The sequence below is a fragment of the Alloalcanivorax venustensis ISO4 genome (assembly GCF_015356855.1).
GTDB lineage: Bacteria > Pseudomonadota > Gammaproteobacteria > Pseudomonadales > Alcanivoracaceae > Alloalcanivorax > Alloalcanivorax venustensis.
The window spans coordinates 1-18,178 of record NZ_ARXR01000023.1 but is presented as its reverse complement, the minus strand read 5'-3'; the positions used below and the strand labels follow the sequence as shown (position 1 = coordinate 18,178).

At 66.6% G+C, this 18,178-nt stretch carries 15 protein-coding genes and 1 pseudogene; 13 read left to right on the top strand and 3 right to left on the bottom strand.

Going from position 1 to position 18,178, the window contains the following annotated elements:
• Positions 1-397: 397 nt before the first annotated feature.
• Positions 398-1,087, bottom strand: a pseudogene (locus tag ISO4_RS17050) (S1 family peptidase); the annotation flags it as partial.
• Positions 1,088-1,368: 281 nt separating this feature from the next.
• Positions 1,369-1,893: a superoxide dismutase family protein gene (sodC, locus tag ISO4_RS12375; protein WP_194856432.1), complete on the bottom strand. Its 525-nt coding sequence runs from the start codon at positions 1,891-1,893 to the stop codon at positions 1,369-1,371.
• A 393-nt stretch (positions 1,894-2,286) separates the two neighbouring features.
• Between sodC and ISO4_RS12370 the strand changes: the two genes are divergently transcribed.
• Genes ISO4_RS12370 through ISO4_RS12310 form a run of 13 tightly spaced genes read left to right on the top strand, consistent with a single transcriptional unit; the run spans position 2,287 to position 16,149 of the window.
• Positions 2,287-4,368, top strand: a complete 2,082-nt coding sequence (locus tag ISO4_RS12370; RefSeq protein ID WP_194856431.1) for a catalase — start codon at positions 2,287-2,289, stop codon at positions 4,366-4,368.
• A 3-nt stretch (positions 4,369-4,371) separates the two neighbouring features.
• Complete coding sequence (locus tag ISO4_RS12365; protein WP_194856430.1) at positions 4,372-5,037, top strand: cytochrome c3 family protein; 666 nt, start codon at positions 4,372-4,374, stop codon at positions 5,035-5,037.
• Positions 5,025-8,018: a TAT-variant-translocated molybdopterin oxidoreductase gene (locus ISO4_RS12360; RefSeq protein WP_194856429.1), complete on the top strand. Its 2,994-nt coding sequence runs from the start codon at positions 5,025-5,027 to the stop codon at positions 8,016-8,018. The genes ISO4_RS12365 and ISO4_RS12360 overlap by 13 nt, the downstream gene beginning before the upstream one ends.
• Positions 8,015-9,376, top strand: a complete 1,362-nt coding sequence (gene nrfD / locus ISO4_RS12355) for an NrfD/PsrC family molybdoenzyme membrane anchor subunit (RefSeq protein WP_194856428.1) — start codon at positions 8,015-8,017, stop codon at positions 9,374-9,376. Before ISO4_RS12360 ends, nrfD begins: the two co-directional genes overlap by 4 nt.
• Positions 9,369-9,899 (top strand): DUF3341 domain-containing protein, encoded by a 531-nt coding sequence (locus ISO4_RS12350; protein WP_194856427.1) that lies wholly within the window; start codon positions 9,369-9,371, stop codon positions 9,897-9,899. The genes nrfD and ISO4_RS12350 overlap by 8 nt, the downstream gene beginning before the upstream one ends.
• The gene (locus tag ISO4_RS12345) at positions 9,896-10,435 is read left to right on the top strand and encodes a c-type cytochrome (protein ID WP_142948867.1); all 540 of its coding nucleotides are present in this window, start codon (positions 9,896-9,898) and stop codon (positions 10,433-10,435) included. Before ISO4_RS12350 ends, ISO4_RS12345 begins: the two co-directional genes overlap by 4 nt.
• Positions 10,432-11,490, top strand: a complete 1,059-nt coding sequence (locus tag ISO4_RS12340; RefSeq protein ID WP_194856426.1) for a hypothetical protein — start codon at positions 10,432-10,434, stop codon at positions 11,488-11,490. The genes ISO4_RS12345 and ISO4_RS12340 overlap by 4 nt, the downstream gene beginning before the upstream one ends.
• Positions 11,487-11,855, top strand: coding sequence for a hypothetical protein (locus ISO4_RS12335; protein WP_194856425.1), 369 nt, complete (start codon positions 11,487-11,489; stop codon positions 11,853-11,855). The genes ISO4_RS12340 and ISO4_RS12335 overlap by 4 nt, the downstream gene beginning before the upstream one ends.
• Positions 11,852-12,658: an SCO family protein gene (locus tag ISO4_RS12330; protein WP_194856424.1), complete on the top strand. Its 807-nt coding sequence runs from the start codon at positions 11,852-11,854 to the stop codon at positions 12,656-12,658. Before ISO4_RS12335 ends, ISO4_RS12330 begins: the two co-directional genes overlap by 4 nt.
• Positions 12,659-12,661: 3 nt before the next feature.
• Entirely contained in the window at positions 12,662-13,642 is a 981-nt protein-coding gene (coxB, locus tag ISO4_RS12325; protein ID WP_194856423.1) for a cytochrome c oxidase subunit II, read from the top strand.
• The gene (locus ISO4_RS12320; RefSeq protein ID WP_194856422.1) at positions 13,639-15,216 is read left to right on the top strand and encodes a cytochrome c oxidase subunit I; all 1,578 of its coding nucleotides are present in this window, start codon (positions 13,639-13,641) and stop codon (positions 15,214-15,216) included. Before coxB ends, ISO4_RS12320 begins: the two co-directional genes overlap by 4 nt.
• The gene (locus ISO4_RS12315; protein ID WP_194856421.1) at positions 15,200-15,859 is read left to right on the top strand and encodes a cytochrome c oxidase subunit 3; all 660 of its coding nucleotides are present in this window, start codon (positions 15,200-15,202) and stop codon (positions 15,857-15,859) included. Before ISO4_RS12320 ends, ISO4_RS12315 begins: the two co-directional genes overlap by 17 nt.
• 8 nt (positions 15,860-15,867) lie before the next feature.
• Positions 15,868-16,149: a cytochrome C oxidase subunit IV family protein gene (locus ISO4_RS12310; RefSeq protein ID WP_142948874.1), complete on the top strand. Its 282-nt coding sequence runs from the start codon at positions 15,868-15,870 to the stop codon at positions 16,147-16,149.
• Between the two features lie 13 nt (positions 16,150-16,162).
• On the opposite strand, the gene ISO4_RS12305 is transcribed toward ISO4_RS12310, so the two are convergent.
• Positions 16,163-17,827, bottom strand: a complete 1,665-nt coding sequence (locus tag ISO4_RS12305; protein WP_194856420.1) for an FMN-binding glutamate synthase family protein — start codon at positions 17,825-17,827, stop codon at positions 16,163-16,165.
• Between the last annotated feature and the right edge of the window lie 351 nt (positions 17,828-18,178).

Here is an 18,178-nt window from a genome sequence, read left to right as displayed (position 1 = left end):
TGAACACCGGTGAGAACTGCTCGGTGTCGGCGCTGTAATAGTCGTGGCTGTCGCTGATCGGGGTCACCGTGACCCGGTCGGTGAAGGTACCGCCGTGGGTGGGGGTCAGCCACAGGCGGTGGCTGTTGCTGACCGCGCCGGTGGACAGTTCCGCCGCGCCCAGGCAATCGGTGTAGCCGCCGCGGGCGGTGCACTGCAGATCGTCGGCGCTGACCCGCAGGCCGGCCTTGTGGTGGATCCGGATGCCCACCTGGCGGGCGTCGTTGACCTGGCTCAGGTTGCTGACCCGGGTGTCCATGGACAGCGCCCGCCCGGGGCCGGTGTAGAGGCTTTCGCCCTCGGATTCGCTGTGCAAATCCACCATGGCGCCGGAGGAGGTGCTCTCGATCCAGCCCAGATAGGCGCTCACCCGGGTGTAGACCGCCGGCACGCCGGACGCGCACCGCTCGGTGCCGTAGCTGGTGACGCCCACCAGCCAGGTGCGTCCGTCCTGCTGGAAGATCAGCGGCCCGCCGCTGTCGCCCCGGCAGGTGTCCTGGTTGGTGCCGTTCACCGGGTTTCTCTCGGCGGCGCAGATCTGTCCGGAGGTGAGACTGTTCCAGTAGGTGCTGCACTGCTGCGGCGACACGTAATCCAGACCGGCCTGCTGCAGGGTGTCGGACATGCTGCTGGTTTCGGTCTGCCCCCAACCCAGCGCCACCAGGGCCTCGTCCGAGGAACCGGCGCGCAACGCTTTCATCTCGTCCGCCTTGGCCAGGTCCAGGGGCTCCAGCCGGGAGGCCGAGGACAGCTCAAGCAGGGCCAGGTCGTTGTGGTACACGCCGGTGCGGTAGTGCTCGTGCACGCGCACCGAGCGCACCGCCAACCGTTCCGGGGCCTGCTCATGGCGATTCAGGTGCCCGAGGGAGACATACAGGTCGCTGGCGGCGTAGTCGTCCACGCAGTGCGCGGCGGTGAGCACCCAGCGCGGCGCCACCAGGGCGCCGCCGCAGCGGGTGTACCCGTAACTGGCGCCGCCGATCTCGATTTCCGCCATCCAGCTGCGCGCCGTGGGGACCGGGTCCCCACCGATGATACGCGGCGTCATGGTGTCGTCCGCGCCGAACGCCACGCCGGAGAGAAGCCCTGAAGCCACAATGAATGAGATTATAAGATTACGCATAGCCCGACCCGCCTAGTGTTAAGTTCGTACTCGGCGGATACTAGGTCACGCTTAGTGGCGATTACTAGAGTAGTTGGATGATATCAGTACGACATCATTCTTATTTGTGACTCAACGCATAGGTAATTCGTGCCCTAACGCACAAAAAAACACCGGGCTGAGCCCGGTGTTTTCGGTTCTGGTAGGAAAAAAGGGTGAAAAGCGTACTAGTCGGCGACCATGCCGCAGGCCATACGCGGTCCGCCGCCGCCCAGGGGTTTGGGCTGATCGCTGTAGTTGTCGCCGCCGGCGTGCACCATCACCGCGCGGCCTTTCAGGTCGTCCATCTCCAGCCGGGGTGCGAGAACCGGCAGCGTGGCGCGGCCCTCATCGTCCACGTACAGCGCCGGCAGGTCGCCCAGGTGGCCGTCGCCCCAGGGGGTGCCGTGGCGGCCGCTGTTGTCCGGGTCGAAATGGCCGCCGGCGGCCAGGGCCGGCACCGTGTCGCCGTCCTTCTCGCCGGGCTGGCAGGTGGGGTTCTGATGAACGTGGAACCCATGGATGCCCTCGTCCAGATCCTTCAGATCCGGCGTGAACACCAGGCCGTATTCGCTCTCGGTGACGGTGACCGTGCCGACACTGTCACCGGGGCCTTCGTCGGTGGCTTCGTGCAGGGTGATGGTGGTGGCCGCCTGGGTGGTGCCGGCAACGGCGCCGGCGAACAGAGCGAGTAACAGGTGTCGATTGCGCATAGTCATGCCTTCCTTGTGTCGTCGATGGTTGATCACACTGTCACATCCTAGTCATCCGTGGACACGCATTTAAAGCGAAACCGTCACCCTGGTTCTGAAAGCGCACAGGTTTTACGGTTTTTCCCTGTTTTTTACGTTCCTGGTCCGGGTCATCTTTAAGTGCCAGCTCCAAGGCCTCAATAGCGCCACGAACTTCTTAGTTATTCCCCTCATAAGCGCCTTTCTTATTTCATAAAAGTATCGAACCTTCACTTTCACAAGTTTCCTGGAATGAAGAGACCGGCGGACACCGCTGTTTTACCGGGTGCCGCCGCCGTGAGCGTCTTGTGAAGTTTTCACTCCCGGGCCTAGGCTTGAAGCCAGCAAAGGATTGAACACCACCCAGGAGGCAACATGGCCAAGAAGGCAGCCAAGAGCGACCGGAAAACCGTTAAAGGAAATGGCGGAGAAACCCACCAGACCGCCGGGGGCGAAGTGCCCACCCTGACCACCAAGCAGGGCGTGCCGGTGGCCGACGACCAGAACACCCTCACCGTCGGCGAGCGCGGCCCCGCCGCCCTGGAAGACTTCCACTTTCGCGAGAAACTGTTCCACTTCGATCATGAGCGCATTCCCGAGCGCGTCGTGCACGCTCGCGGGTTCGCGGCGCACGGCTACTTCGAGAACTACGCGCCGCTGGACAAACTGACCCGCGCCGGATTGTTCCAAAAAAAGGGCCAGCGCACGCCGGCGTTCGTGCGTTTTTCCACGGTGGCCGGCAATAAGGGCTCCGGGGATCTGGCGCGCGACGTGCGCGGCTTCGCCGTAAAGCTGTACACCGAGGAAGGCAACTGGGACATCGTCGGCAACAACATTCCGGTGTTCTTCATCCAGGACGCGATGAAGTTCCCGGACCTGATCCACGCCGCCAAGCAGGAACCGGACCGGGGCTTTCCCCAGGCGCAGACCGCCCATGACAATTTCTGGGATTTCATCTCCCTGACGCCGGAAAGCATGCACATGGTCATGTGGATTATGTCCGACCGCACCATCCCGCGTTCGCTGCGTTTCATGGAAGGGTTCGGCGTGCACAGCTTCCGCATGGTCAACGCCAAGGGCGAGTCCACCTTCGTGAAATTCCACTGGAAGCCCAAACAGGGCATGCAGTCGGTGGTCTGGAACGAAGCTCTGAAAATCAACGGCGCCGATCCGGATTTCCATCGCCGGGACATGTGGGGCGCGATCGAATCCGGCGACTACCCGGAGTGGGAACTGGGCCTGCAGATTTTCGACGAAAAGTTCGCTGAAAAATTCGATTTCGACGTGCTCGACCCCACCAAGATCATTCCCGAGGAAGAAGTGCCGGTGACCCCGGTGGGCCGCCTGGTACTGAACCGCAACGTGGACAACTTTTTCGCCGAAACCGAGCAGGTGGCCTTCTGTACGCAGAACATCGTGCCGGGCATTGATTTCACCAATGATCCGCTGCTGCAAGGCCGCAACTTTTCCTACCTGGATACCCAGCTCAAGCGTCTCGGCGGCCCCAACTTCACCCATATTCCGATCAACGCGCCCAAGTGCCCCTATCACACCCTGCAGCAGGACGGGCACATGGCGATGGAGAACCCCAAAGGCCGCGCCAACTACGAGCCCAATTCCTGGGGCGGTGCCGAAGGCGGCCCGCGCGAAAACCCGCAGCGCGGTTTCCACAGCTACCCGGCCGAGGAAGCGGGCACCAAGCAGCGCCTGCGCCCGGAAAGCTTTTCCGACCATTACAGCCAGGCCCGTCAGTTCTTTATCAGCCAGACCGAGGTGGAACAGGACCACATCACCGACGCCCTGGTGTTCGAACTGAGCAAGGTGGACACCGTGGCGATTCGCGCGCGCATGGTGTCGCACCTGCGCAACATCGACGAAGACCTGGCCAAGGGCGTGGCCAAGGGTCTGCGGCTGAGTCCGCTGCCGCGCGCCGCCGACGCCGCGCGGCCCACCCGTCAGGACCTGAAGGCGTCGCCGGCACTGAGCATTCTGCTTAACCAGCCGGAAACCTTCTCCGGCCGCAAGATCGGCGCACTGGTCAGCGACGGCGCCGACGCCGCCCTGCTCACCGCGCTGGAGAAAGCGGCCAAGAAAGAAGGCGCCAAGGTGGCCTATGTGGCGGCCTCCGTGGGCGGCGTGAAACTCAGCGACGGCAGCTGGTTGGAAGCCGACGAAAAAATCGACGGCGGTCCCTCGGTGGTGTTCGACGCGGTGGCGCTGGTGCTCTCGGAAAAGGGCGCCCGCGAACTGGCGGCGATGCCCCCGGCCCGCGACTTCGTCAGCGACGCGCTGGCGCACAAGAAGTTCATCGGCTTCACCGAGGAAGCGGTGGCACTGCTCGGCCTGTCGGGCCCGGACGACGCCGGCGCGGAAGGGCTGGTGCCGCTGGACAAGGCCGGCGACGCCGCCCGCTTCCTGACCCTGTGCCGGCACCTGCGTTGCTGGACCCGGGCCTGACCCGTGCCGCGTATTTTCAGGCCCAGGGCCAATGCCCTGGCCTGGATGGCGCTGATTCTGGCGTTCGCGCTGGTGGTGGTGATGGTGGCGCTGGGCGCCTATTACTTCCAGTCGCCCTACTACAGCGGCGTTGACCGAACGCCGGCTCAGCCGGTGCCGTTCAGCCACAAGCATCATGTCGGCGAGCTGGGTCTGGATTGCCGTTACTGCCATACCTCCGTGGAGCAATCCTCGTTCGCGGGGGTACCGGAGAGCGAAATCTGCATGACCTGTCATTCGCAGCTCTGGACCAACGCCGACATGCTCGCGCCGGTTCGCGACAGCCTGCGTGACGACAAGCCCCTGCGCTGGCGGCGGGTCCACGACCTGCCCGACTACGTGCGCTTCGATCACAGCGCCCACGTCAATAACGGGGTGCCCTGCGAAGCCTGCCACGGCCGGGTCGACCGAATGCCGCTGACCACGCAGAAAAAAACCCTATTCATGCAGTTCTGCCTCGACTGCCACCGCAATCCCGCGCCCCGCCTGCGGCCGCCCGACGCGGTCTTCGAGATGGGCTGGGAAGCCCGGCGAGGCGTCGACCGCCAGCAACTGGGTGAGCGTCTGATGGCGCGTTACCACACGCCCTCCACCGAGCGTTTGACGGACTGCAGCCTATGTCATCAATAATCGCCCGCGAACACGGCACCGACATGGCCGCCCTGCGCCGTAAACTGGCCGGCCGCTCCGGCCGCCACTACTGGCGCAGCCTCGAAGAGCTGGCCGACAGCGATGACTTCCAGCGGCTGCTGGAAGAAGAATTTCCCAGGCTGGCGCCGCTCTGGGAAGGCCGGGTGTCGCGGCGCGGGCTGCTGGGCCTGATGGCCGCGTCCCTGGCCCTGGGCGGCCTGACCGGCTGCAAGCCCCAGCCGGAGGAACGGATCGCCCCCTACACACGGCGCCCGGAGGACCTGCTGCCCGGGCGTGCCCGCTGGTACGCCTCCACCCTGCCCCTGGACGGCTATGCCCGGGGCGTGCTGGTGAAGACGTTCCAGGGCCGGCCGGTGAAGGTGGAAGGCAACCCGGAGCACCCCGCCAGCCTGGGCGCCACCGACAGCATCGCCCAGGCGGAAATTCTCGGCCTCTACGACCCGGACCGCTCGCAGACGATACGCTACCAAGGCACCGCCGGCAGCGACGCCGCCTTCCTCGAGCAGCTGCAGGCGCAACGCCGCCACTGGGCCGCCGGCGAGCGCCGGCTGTGCCTGCTTACCGGCTCGCTCACGTCACCCAGCCAGCACGCGCTGATAGAACGGCTGAAACGCCTCTATCCGTCCACGCGCTGGTACCGCCACGAGCCGCTCGCCAACGGCGCCGCCCGCCAGGGCACCCGGCAGCTGTTCGGCGAGCCCCGGGAGGCCCGCTACCGGCTTGACCGGGCCCGGGTGATCCTGGACCTGGACGCGGATATGCTCGGCAGCGGCCCCGCCAAACTGGTGCACGCACGCCACGCCATGGGCCGGCGCCGGCCGGACCGCGAAGACGCGCTGCTGAATCGTCTCTATAGCGTGGAAAGCACGCCCTCGATCACCGGCGCCAGCAGCGACCACCGGCTGCCGCTGGCCGCCGCCGAGGTGCCCGCGCTGGCCGCCGCCCTGGCGGCGCGCCTGGGGGTGCCCGGCATGGCGGATCAGGCTGAAAACAGCCCGGTCGACCCCGCCTGGCTGGACGCCCTGGCCGAGGACCTGCGCCGCGCCGGCGCGAAAGCGGTAGTGATACCCGGCGACACCCAGCCGGCGGCATTGCACGCTTTGGCGCACGCCATCAACCACCATCTCGGCGCCGCCGGCACCAGCGTGGAATACAGCGCCCCGGTGGCGCCCGCCGCCGACGGCGACCTGGCCGACCTGAGCCGCGCCATGGGCGAGGGCCGGGTCGACGCGCTGCTGATGCTGAACGTCAATCCGGTCTACAACGCCCCCGCCGGGCTGGCGTTCGAAGAGCGTCTGGCGCGGGTGCCGTTCAGCGTCCACTGCGGCCAGTACCGCGACGAAACCGGGCGCGCCGCGCTCTGGCATCTGCCCGCCGCCCATCCGCTGGAAAGCTGGGACGATGCGCGCGCCTTCGACGGCACCGTCAGCCTGATGCAGCCCACCATTGTGCCGCTGTTCGGCGGCTACACCGCCCAGCAAGTACTCGCCGCCTTCGCCGGCCGCTACCGCGCCGACCCTCGCGAACTGGTCCGTGAGCACTGGCGACAGGCGCTGCCGGGGGCGGACTTCGAACGCCACTGGCACAGCGCCCTGCAGCAGGGCTGGATCGACGGCACCGCCCTGCCGGCCTCCCTGCCGACGCTGCGCAATACGCCGCCGCCACCGCCGCCCACCGACCGGGACGGCCTGCTGCTGCAGTGGCGCGCCGACCCGGCCCTGCACGACGGCCACTACGCCAACAACGGCTGGCTGCAGGAGTTGCCGCGCCCGCTGACCCAGCTCACCTGGGACGGCGCCGCGCTGATCTCACCGGCGCTGGCGGAACGCGAAGGCCTGAGCGAGGGCCAGCGTGTGCGGCTCACCCTGGCCGGCCGCAGCCTGGACACGCCGGTGTGGATCCAGCCCGGCCAGCCGGCCCGGGCGATCACCCTGTTCCTCGGCCAGGGCCGCCGCGACGCCGGCCGCGTCGGCAACGGCGTGGGGGTCAACGCCTACCGGCTGATGCCCGACCACGGCGCCTTCGCCGCCGGCGGAGTGACTCTGGAGGTGCTCGGCGACCGCGCCGCCCTGGCCAGCACCCAGCAACACCACAACATGGCCGGCCGCGATCTGCTGCGCGAAACCGACCTGGCGCATTTCCAGGAAGAGCCCGGTTTCGCTCAACCGGACCGGGTGGAAGAACCGATCTCGCTGTACCCGGAGTGGGACTACCCGGACCACGCCTGGGGCATGAGCATCGATCTGAACAGCTGCATCGGCTGCAACGCCTGCATCACCGCCTGCCAGGCGGAGAACAACATTCCCATTGTCGGGCCGGAGGAGGTGCGGCGCGGCCGTGAAATGCACTGGATCCGCGTGGACCGTTACTACGCCGGGCCGCTGGACGATCCCAGCATGCACTTCCAGCCGGTGCCCTGCATGCACTGTGAAAAAGCCCCCTGCGAATACGTCTGCCCGGTGGAGGCCACCCAGCACAGCAGCGAGGGCCTCAACGAAATGATCTACAACCGCTGCGTGGGCACCCGCTATTGTTCGCAGAACTGCCCGTACAAGGTGCGCCGCTTCAACTGGTACCACTACACCGAAGCCACCGCCGAGCTGGCCACGCCGGCCGCCGCCCACAACCCGGATGTCACCGTGCGCAGCCGCGGCGTGATGGAAAAATGCACCTACTGCGTGCAGCGCATCAATCAGGCCGAAACCGACGCCCGCAACGAAGACCGCCCCCTGGAAGACGGCGAGTTGCGCACCGCCTGTCAGCAGGTGTGTCCGTCCGAGGCGATTGAATTCGGCGATCTCAACGACCGCCACAGCGCCGTCAGCCGGGCCAAGGCAAGCCCGCTCAACTACGCCATGCTGGAAGAGCTGAACACCCGGCCGCGCACCACCTATCTGGCCGGCGTGCGCAACCCCAATCCGGCGATCCAGGCGCTCGAGGCGCGGGAGGCGCCGGCATGAACCGGCGCCGCGACGAGCTGGCCCCGCCCGGCCTCAGCGCCGGCGCGCTCACCGACCGGGTGAGCGCCACGGTGCTCGGCACCCGGCCGCCCAGGGCCTGGTGGCTGGCGCTGGGCCTGGCGACGCTGTTGTCCCTGCTGTTCCTGGTCGGCGTGGTCTACGTGCTCAGCGCGGGGGTCGGCGCCTTCGGCCTGAACATTCCGGTGGCCTGGGGTTTTCCCATCATCAATACCATCTGGTGGATCGGCATCGCCCACGCCGGCACGCTGATCTCGGCGGTATTGTGGCTGACCCGCCAGGACTGGCGCGCCTCCATCAGCCGCTCGGCGGAGGCCATGGCGATGTTCGCCATCGTGCTGGCCGGCAGTTACCCGCTGCTGCACCTGGGGCGTCCCCAGTTCGCCTATTTTCTGCTGCCCTACCCCAACCTGATGGATCTCTGGCCGCAGTGGCGCAGCCCGCTGGTGTGGGACTTCTTCGCCATCGCCAGCTATCTGCTGTTCACCGCCAGCTTTCTGTTCCTGAGCCTGCTGCCGGACCTGGCCAGCCTGCGCGACCGCGCCCGTCACCGCGCCGTGCAGCTGTTCTACGGCGTGCTGGCGCTGGGCTGGCGCAACTCGGCACGGCACTGGCACCGCTACCAGCAGGCCCACCGGGTGCTGGCGGTGATCGCGGTGCCCATCGTGGTGTCGGTCACCGGCACCATTTCACTGGACCTGGCGGTCAGCATCGTGCCCGGGTTTCATTTCACCATCTTTCCGCCCTACTTCGTCGCCGGCGCGCTCTATTCCGGCTTCGCCACGGTGGCGATCATCGCCATCGTGCTGCGCGCCCTGTTCGGCTTCCGCGATCTGATCACCCGGGCGCATCTGAACCGGCTCGGCATCATGATGCTGTGCTTCGTGCTGGTGGTGGACTACGCCTACCTGCAGGAAGTGTTCACCGCCTTCTACACCGGCGAGGACTTTTACCGCAGCGTCTATTACGACCGCTGGAGCGGGCCCTACGCGCCCTTCTACTGGGGCATGATCCTGTGCAACGTGGTGCTGGCCCAGGGCCTGTGGTTCCGGCGCCTGCGCGAGAGCGTGCCGGGGCTGCTGTGCCTGGCGGTGATCGCCGAGATCGGCATGTGGCTGGAACGCTTTCAGATCGTCATCACCAGCACCCACAAGGACTACATGCCCAGCGCCTGGGATACGGTAACGCCCAGCGCCTGGGACTGGCTCACCTACGCCGGCTCGATCGGCGTGTTCGTGGTGTTGCTGCTGCTGTTCATCAAGCTGATGCCGGCGATCTCCATGCACGACATGCGGGAGATGCTGCACCGCCGCAAACAGCGGGAGGCCGACCATGGATGAGCGCCTGCACGGGCTGCTGGCCCGCTTCCCCGACGCCGACCGCCTGCTCGCCGCCAGCCGTGATTTGCGCCGGCGCGGACTGACCCGCCTGGACGCCTACAGCCCGCACCCGGTGGAAGGCCTCGACCAGGCGCTGGGCCTGAGCGAGCGGCGCGTGCCGGTCATCGCCCTGGTGTGCGCGGTGGTGGTCGGCGCCGGCGCCCTGGCGCTGCAGGTGTACGCCTCGCTGGATTATCCCTTCAACGTGGGCGGCAGGCCGGTACTCAGTTGGCCCGCCTATACCATCGTTACCTTCGCCATGACCATGGTCGGCGCCACCCTGGGCGCCATGCTGTCGATGCTGTGGCTGAACGGTTTCCCCCGTCCCTACCACCCGCTGTTCAACGTGGCGGAGTTCGACGCGGCATCGCGGGACGGCTATTTCCTGTGCCTGGAAGCGTCGGACCCGCTGTTCGACGCGGAGCGGCTGCGCGAGCACCTGCTGCAAAACGGTGCGGTGTCGATCCAGGAGGTGCCGGCATGAAGTACTGGTCCTGGTGGTTGCTGGTGCCGGCGCTGCTGTGCGGCTGCGAGCAGCCCGACATGGCCGACCAGCCGCGCCTGGAAACCTATGAAACCGGCGCCGCCTTCAACGACGGCCTGGCCGCCCGGCCGGTGCCCGAAGGCACGGTGGCGCGGGATCAGCGGCCGGCGGCCACGGAGAACCCGCTGCCGATCAACGCTGAAACACTGGCCCACGGGCGGGAACAGTTCGATGTGTTCTGCGCGCCCTGCCACGGCCGCAACGGGCGCGGCCAGGGGGTGATCGTGCAGCGCGGCTTCCCGGCGCCGCCCAGCCTGCACCGGCCACGCCTGCGCCGGGCCGGGGACCGGCATTTCTACCAGGTGATTCGCGACGGCCACGGCGCCATGTACGCCTACGCCAGCCGCGTGCCCGAGGACCAGCGCTGGGCGATCATCGCCTACATTCGCAGCCTGCAGTTGAGCCGCAACGCGCGCCTGGAGGACGTGCCACGGGACCACCGGCCGCTGCCCGACACCGGGGAGGACCCGCCATGACCCGGGCGCTGGTGTTCGTCGCCGTCGCCGGGCTGTTGCTCACCGGCCTGGGGGCGCTGCTGGACAGCGCCGCCTTCCTGCGCGCCTGGCTGGTGGCCGCCCTCACCGGCATCGCCCTGCCGCTGGGCGCCATGGCGGTACTGATGACCCACAATCTCACCGGCGGCCAGTGGGGCGAGCCGGTGCGCGCGCCGCTGAAGGCGGTGGTGGCGACCCTGCCGCTGATGCTGGTGGCGTTCGTGCCCCTGCTGCTGGGCGCGCGGGTACTGCTCCCCTGGACCGGCGACCTGAGCGGCCTGCCCGAGGTGGTGCGGCACAAGACGTTCTATCTGAACCTGCCGTTTTTCCATGCCCGCTTCGCCCTGTACGCGGTGATCTGGCTGACCCTGGCCGCGCGGCTCTCGGTGTGGCGCGGCGACCGCCGCTCCATGCCGGCCAGCGCCGGCGGGCTGGTGCTATGGGCGCTCACCACCACCTTTTTCGCGTTCGACTGGATCATGGGCCTGGAGCCGGCCTGGTACTCGGACATTCTGGGCCTGATTTTCATGGGCTCGGCGCTGTCCATGGCGCTGGCGCTGCCGTTCCTGCTGCCGGGCGTCTACCCGGACGCGGAGCGGTGGCCGGCGCTGGAAGGCGCGCGGCGGGATCTGGCGCATCTGTGGCTGGCGGCGATCCTGTTCTGGGTGTTCGTGGCCTTCAGCCAGTACCTGATCATCTGGAGCGGCGATCTGCCCCACGAAATCCGCTGGTACGCCCACCGTGGCCAGGGCGGCTGGCAGTGGCTGGCGCTGGCGATGATGACACTGTGCGGGGCGCTGCCGTTCGCCGCCCTGCTGCCCGCCGGCTGGAAGCGGCGCGCCCGGCCGCTGGCGGTCCTGGCGGCGCTGGTGCTGCTGGGGCATGCGCTGGAATTCGCCTGGCTGGTGCTGCCCGCGTACTACCCGCACCACTGGCCGCTCGGCTGGCGCTCACCGGTGGCGTTGCTCACCCTCGCCGCCCCGGGCCTGCTGCTGATCCAGCGTTATCGTTCGCGGCGCGCGGAGGGCACCCGATGACCGCACCACGGCGCGACCCCGGTTACGAACAGCGCGACGTCTCACCGCGCCTGCCGCTGGTGGCGGCGGTTCTGGTGTCGTGCCTGCTGGCGGTGGTGCTGGGCCTGATCGGCTGGGCGTTCGCGCTGCGCGGCGACACCGGGCCGCGCGCCACCGGCTTCTTCGAACTGCCGCTGGAGCAACCCGGCACCCCGCACCTGCAGGCCGAGCCCGGCCACGACCTGCAACGCATGCGCGAAATCAGCGAACGGGGGCTGCACCGATACGGCTGGGTGGACCAGGAGGCCGGGGTGGTGCACATCCCGATTGAGCGGGCCATGGCTCTCTACGCGCGCCGCCATGGCGACGGGGAGGCGCGCCCATGAGCCGCCTGATACTGGCCGCCGGCGTGCTCGGCCTGCCGCTGCTGGTCACCGCCCAGCCGCCGACGCCGTCGCAAACCCTGGACCGGGTCGGCGTGGATCAGCGCATCGGCGAGCGGGTGCCCCTGGATCTGCGCTTCACGGATCGCCACGGCGACAGCGTGACCCTGGGCAATCTGATCGACGGCAAACCCGCCCTGCTGCAGCTGGCCTGGTACGACTGCCCGAACCTCTGCGATCTGTCCCTGCGGCGCCTGGGCAGCCGGCTCTCGGAGGTGAAGTTCCAGCCCGGCGAGGACTTCCGGGTGATCACCGTGAGCATCGACCCGCGGGAAGGCGCCGACGCCGCCGACCGCGCCCTGGCCACTTTGCGCGACAGCCATCAGGGCGACAGCGACGCCGGCGACTGGCGGGTGCTGACCGGCGACGCCCGGGCCATCGACACCCTGGCGCGGCGGATCGGCTACCGCTACCAATACGACGCGGACAGCGAGCAGTTCGCCCACCCGGCCGCCCTGGCGGTACTCGACGGCGACGGGCGCCTCTCTTCGTATCTGCTGGGCCTGACGTTTTCCGGGCGGGACGTGGAACTGGCGCTGACCCGCGCCGGCGAAGGCCGGCTGGGCTCGATCACCGACCGGATCGCACTGCGCTGTTTTCACTTCGATCCGGAGAAAGGCACCTACACCCTGGACATCCTGCGGCTGCTGAATCTCGCCTGCCTGATCACCGCCCTGGTGCTGGCGCTGGTGGTGGGCCGGCTGCTCCGGCGCCGCCGCGGGAATGACCGGCAAGGGAGGCATTGAGCCATGGCCGACGCCGACGATAGATGGCAGCTGCTGCTGTTCCCGGAATCCGCGTCCAGCGTGTCCGGCCAGGTGGACACCCTGTTCTGGGCCATGGTGGTGGCCTGCGGGCTGGTGGTGGCGCTGGTGTTTACGGTGCTGCTGGTGTTCGGCATCCGTTATCGGCGCGGCTCGCCGGCCAGCCGCCGCGGGTCGCCGCTGCTGTACCACAACCGCTGGCTGGAAATCGGCTGGTCGATTCCGGTGCTGGCCGCGTTCCTGTTTTTCTTTGCCTGGGGCGCGCTGCTCTACGTGGAGATTCTCGATCCGCCCACGCCGGAGGACGGCGACGCGCGGCGGGTGAACGTGATCGGCAAACAGTGGATGTGGAAGTTCCAGCACCCGGAGGGCATCCGCGAGATCAACACTCTGCACGTGGCCGTGGGCCAGACCGTGCGGCTGCGCATGACTTCCCAGGACGTGATCCACAGCTTTTTCGTGCCGGCCTTCCGCATCAAGCAGGACGTGCTGCCGCAAACCTATACCCGCTTGCAGTTCGCCCCCACCAAGGTCGGGCGCTTCGACCTCTATTGCGCGGAATATTGCGGCCTGTCCCATTCCGGCATGGTCGGCGAAGTGGTGGTGATGCCGCCCTCGGAATTCCAGGACTGGCTGGCGCGGCGCGACCGGCCGGGCACGCCGCAACAGGACGGCGAGCGGCTGTTCCGCCAGTACGGCTGCAGCGGCTGCCACGGCGAGGCGTCCTCGGTGCGGGCGCCGGATCTGGCCGGCCTGTACGGCAAGCCGGTGCCGCTGGAAAGCGGCGGCACGGTCACCGCCGACGCCCAGTACCTGCGCGATTCGATCGTCTTTCCCAGCAAGCATGTGGTAGCCGGATACGAGCCGATCATGCCGTCCTTCAAGGATCAGATCAGCGAGGAAGATCTGCTCAAACTGACCGCTTATATCCAATCCCTGACGCCCGAGGAGCCCGACGCGCCATGAACTATCTGAACGCCGGTTACGGACTGAAAAGCTGGCTGCTGACGCTGGATCACAAGCGTGTCGCCTGGCTCTATTTCATCAGCATCACCGGGTTTTTCTTTCTCGGCGGGGCCGCCGCCACCCTGGTGCGCCTGGAGCTGATCACCCCGGCCGGGGATCTGCTCTCCAGCGACGCCTACAACCAGATGTTTTCCCTGCACGGCATCGTCATGGTGTGGTTTTTCCTGATTCCCTCGATTCCCGCCACCATGGGCAACTTCCTGCTGCCATTGATGCTGGGCGCCCGCGACATGGCGTTCCCGCGGCTCAACCTGATGAGCTGGTATGTGTTTATTCTCGGCGGCGCCTTCACGCTCACCGCGGTGATCGCCGGCGGCATCGACACCGGCTGGACCTTCTACACCCCCTACAGCACCATGTTTTCCAACGGCGCGGTGCTGGCCGCCGCCACCGGCGTGTTCATCGTCGGCTTCTCGTCGATCCTCACCGGCATCAACTTCATCGTCACCACCCATAAGATGCGCGCGCCGGGGCTCACCTGGTTCCGCCTGCCGCTGTTCGTGTGGGCGCAGTACGCCACCAGCCTGATCATGGTGCTGGCCACGCCGGTGCTGTCGATCACCCTGGTGTTGTTGGGCGTGGAACGGGCCTTCGGCATCGGCATCTTTGATCCGGCGCTTGGGGGTGACCCGATCCTGTTCGAGCATTTATTCTGGTTCTACTCCCATCCGGCGGTCTACATCATGCTGCTACCGGCCATGGGCGTGGTCAGCGAGGTCATCGCCTGCTTCGCCCATAAACGGATTTTCGGTTACAAGGTGATGGCGTTTTCCATCCTCGCCATCGCGTTGTTCGGCTTTCTGGTATGGGGGCACCATATGTTCGTCTCCGGCCAGTCGATCTACGCCGGGGTGGCGTTCTCCCTGCTCAGCTTTCTGGTATCGGTGCCCTCGGCGCTGAAGATCTTCAACTGGCTGGCCACGCTCTATAAGGGCCATATCCGTTTCGACGCGCCGATGCTGTTCGCGCTCAGTTTTATCGGCCTGTTTCTGATCGGCGGGCTCACCGGGGTGTTCGTGGCCACGCTGGCCCTGGACATCCAGATGCACGACACCTACTTCGTGGTGGCGCATTTCCACTACATCATGGTGGGCGGCATGGTCTCCGCCTACATGGCGGGGCTGCATTTCTGGTGGCCGAAGATTACCGGGCGCCTGTACCCGGAGATGTGGGCGCGGGTGTCGGCGATCATCGTGTTCGCCGGCTTCAACCTGACGTTCTTCCCTCAGTTCATTCTCGGCTGGGCCGGCATGCCGCGCCGCTACCACGCCTACGCCGAAGAATTTCAGTTGTTGAATGTGTTTTCGTCCGCCGGCGCCGGCATGCTGGCGGTGGGCTATCTGTTGCCGCTGCTGTATCTGCTCTGGTCGTTGCGCTACGGCGCCCGCGCCGGCGGCAACCCCTGGGACGCCCGGGGTCTGGAATGGACGGTGGCTTCACCGCCGCCGAAAGAGACTTTCGCCACCGTTCCCCGGGTCGACAGCGAGGCGTACGCCTATGACACGCCCCAATAACCAAACCACGGTGATCGTTGCCCACCAGTTCGAGACGCTGGAGCAGCAATTCGACGCCGACCTGTTGGGCATGTGGCTGTTCCTGGTCACCGAGGCGCTGCTGTTCTCCGGTGCCTTCCTGGCACTGGCCGTGTACTACCATCAGTATTACGACACCTTCTCGGCGGCGGCCCGCGAGCTGCACTGGCTGCTGGCCGGTTTCAACAGCGTGATCCTGCTGACCAGCGGCCTGGCGGTGGCGCTTGCCGAGCAGGCCGCGGACCAACACCGGCGCCGGCTCACCCTGTGGTGGCTGAGCGCCACCATCGCCCTGGGCGTAGCCTTCCTGGGCCTGAAGGGCTACGAGTACTACATGGAATACCGTGCCGGCCTGGTCCCCTTTCTGGATCAGCCGTTCGCGTTTTCCGGGCCGGACCCGCACAACGCCATGTTGTTCTATAACTTCTATTTCGCGATCACCGGCCTGCACGCGCTGCATATGATCATCGGCCTGATGGTACTGCTGGTCATGCTGGTGCTGACGTACCGTTGGCGCGAGGGCGCGCGGGTCGCGCGCCAGGTGCGCATCGCCGGCCTGTACTGGGCGTTCGTGGATATCGTCTGGGTGCTGGTGTACTGCAGCCTTTATTTGCTTGGCCGTTAGGGGGCGCCATGTCCGACGATAACGAAACCCGGGTTCGTCACCGCTTTGTCGGCCTCTATGTTCTGTTGCTCGGCTTGCTGGGCGCGAACATGGCCGGCACCCTGATCGACGCTGGCGGGCTGGCGATACCGATTCGGCTTTCGGTGGCCGCCGTGATGGTGGTGGTGATCGCCACCTCCTTCATGCGGCTCCGACAAAGCAGCGCGCTGGTGCAGGTGGTGGCGGTGATGAGCCTGCTCTGGATCATGTTCCTGTTCGTGCTCACCTTCGCCGATTTTCTCACCCGCTAGCGCCGCCCGGCGATCAACCGGGTGTAATGCGGGCGCTGCGATGGTGGCCCGGGCCGACCAGACCGCGCGGTTTGAAGCTGTCCGGGTCGGCGGCGTTCCACCATTCCTGGTACGGGGTGGCGGCCGGGTCCTCAAGCAACTCACCGGAACGCAGAAACGGATACATCTTATCCAGGCCGATCAATTCCGTGGCGCTGCGCCGGTGCAGCAGATGGTGCGGCAGCAGCTCAGCGGGATGGTCCAGCCCGGCGGCGGCCACCAGGTCCGCCAGATGGTCCAGGGTGTGGCGCTGAAAATTGGCCACGCGGGGCGCTTTGTCGGCGATCACCAGACCGCGCTGCCGGTTGGGGTTCTGCGTCGCCACACCGGTGGGGCACAGATCGTTATGGCAGCTTTTGGTCTGCACACAGCCCAGCGACAACATGAACGCCCGGGCCGCGTTGCACCAGTCGGCGCCCAGCGCCAGGTTGGCGGCCATGGTGTAGGCGCTGTACACCTTGCCGCTGGCCGCCAGCCGGATGTCCGGGCGCAGGCCGGTGCCCACCAGAGCGTTGCGCACCAGCAACAGCCCTTCGCGCAACGGCATGCCCACATGGTCGGAGAATTCCTCCGGCGCCGCGCCGGTGCCGCCCTCGGCGCCGTCGACCACGATGAAATCAAGACGGATGCCGGAATCCAGCATCGCCTTGCACAGCGCGAACACTTCCCAGGGATGGCCCACGCACAGTTTGATGCCCACCGGCTTGCCGCCGGAATCCGCGCGCAGGGAGGCCGCGAATTCGAGCAACTCCCGGGGCGTGGAAAACGCGGTGTGATAGGCCGGCGACAGGCAATCCTGCGCCACCGGAATCTTGCGGGTGCGGGCGATTTCCTCAGTGATCTTGGCCGCCGGCAGTAAACCGCCGTGGCCCGGTTTGGCGCCCTGGCTGAGTTTGATTTCGATCATGCGCACCGAATCCCGGTTGGCCTGCTCGCGAAACAGCCCGCGATCAAAATAGCCGTCCCGGTCCCGGCAGCCGAAGTAGCCGCTGCCGATCTCCCAGACCAGATCGCCGCCGTGACGCACATGGTAGGGGCTGATGCCGCCTTCTCCGGTGTCCTGGTAGAAGCCGCCGCGCCGGGCACCGAGATTCAGCGCCTCCACCGCCGGCCCGCTCAGCGAGCCGAAACTCATCGCGGAAACGTTGAGCAGTGACACGTCGACGGGGCGCGCGCAGGTGTCGGCGCCCACCCGTACCCGGAAGTCACTGTCCGGCTTGGGACGCGGCGCCATGGAATGGGTCACCACCTGGAATTCGTTGTCGTAGGCGTCCAGATCGCTGCCGAACGGCTTGGCGTCCACCTGGTCCTTGGCGCGCTCGTAAATCAACGAGCGCCTGTCCCGGTTATAGGGCCGGCCCTCGCGGTCATTCTCGACAATGTACTGGCGTAGAAACGGTCGCAGAAATTCAAAAAACCAGCGGAAATGGGCGAGCAACGGATAGTTGCGCAGCAGCGTGTGGCGGTGCTGCAGCAGATCGCGCAGCCCCTGCGCCAGCAACGCCAGGGCCACCAGCGTTAGTAACCACAGCCACGGCGAGGCGGGATAAAAAAACAACGCGACACCGCCGCCAAGGAAGATCAACGCGGCGATCACGGGACCAATGAACCGGCCCGGTCCGGTGGTGCTGTCAGCCATCGTACTCTCCTTTTTACGATGAACCTCAACGCTACCTGATGTGGCCGCCACGGGACGGCGAAAAAACGTAAAAGCATGACAAATTCCGCCGCGCGCCCCTGTTTCCAGGCACCGAAAGTCGCAGGATGAATCCAAACCGTTAAGGACGATGCAAGCCAAAAGGAGGTTCATCATGGCAACGCAGAAGCAGATTCAGGCCGCCCGGGAAAACATCGGGTATTCGGATTAAATGGTTGATGGGGTGCTCTTGCCCCACCTACTCGGTACCACCCTCAGATGGTTGATAGATCGACTCCGTAGTTGAGTTCCTCTGCGAAGTCCGGCAGTCCGTAACCGATGGTTTTCTTGTAG

Coding starts and splice junctions, on each gene's coding strand:
- coxB (WP_194856423.1), top strand. CDS start 12,662: ATGGCCGACGCCGACGATAGATGGCAGCTGCTGCTGTTCCCGGAATCC.
- ISO4_RS12345 (WP_142948867.1), top strand. CDS start 9,896: ATGAAGTACTGGTCCTGGTGGTTGCTGGTGCCGGCGCTGCTGTGCGGC.
- sodC (WP_194856432.1), bottom strand. CDS start 1,893: ATGCGCAATCGACACCTGTTACTCGCTCTGTTCGCCGGCGCCGTTGCC.
- ISO4_RS12350 (WP_194856427.1), top strand. CDS start 9,369: ATGGATGAGCGCCTGCACGGGCTGCTGGCCCGCTTCCCCGACGCCGAC.
- ISO4_RS12335 (WP_194856425.1), top strand. CDS start 11,487: ATGACCGCACCACGGCGCGACCCCGGTTACGAACAGCGCGACGTCTCA.
- ISO4_RS12320 (WP_194856422.1), top strand. CDS start 13,639: ATGAACTATCTGAACGCCGGTTACGGACTGAAAAGCTGGCTGCTGACG.
- ISO4_RS12370 (WP_194856431.1), top strand. CDS start 2,287: ATGGCCAAGAAGGCAGCCAAGAGCGACCGGAAAACCGTTAAAGGAAAT.
- ISO4_RS12330 (WP_194856424.1), top strand. CDS start 11,852: ATGAGCCGCCTGATACTGGCCGCCGGCGTGCTCGGCCTGCCGCTGCTG.
- ISO4_RS12360 (WP_194856429.1), top strand. CDS start 5,025: ATGTCATCAATAATCGCCCGCGAACACGGCACCGACATGGCCGCCCTG.
- ISO4_RS12340 (WP_194856426.1), top strand. CDS start 10,432: ATGACCCGGGCGCTGGTGTTCGTCGCCGTCGCCGGGCTGTTGCTCACC.
- ISO4_RS12315 (WP_194856421.1), top strand. CDS start 15,200: ATGACACGCCCCAATAACCAAACCACGGTGATCGTTGCCCACCAGTTC.
- ISO4_RS12310 (WP_142948874.1), top strand. CDS start 15,868: ATGTCCGACGATAACGAAACCCGGGTTCGTCACCGCTTTGTCGGCCTC.
- nrfD (WP_194856428.1), top strand. CDS start 8,015: ATGAACCGGCGCCGCGACGAGCTGGCCCCGCCCGGCCTCAGCGCCGGC.
- ISO4_RS12305 (WP_194856420.1), bottom strand. CDS start 17,827: ATGGCTGACAGCACCACCGGACCGGGCCGGTTCATTGGTCCCGTGATC.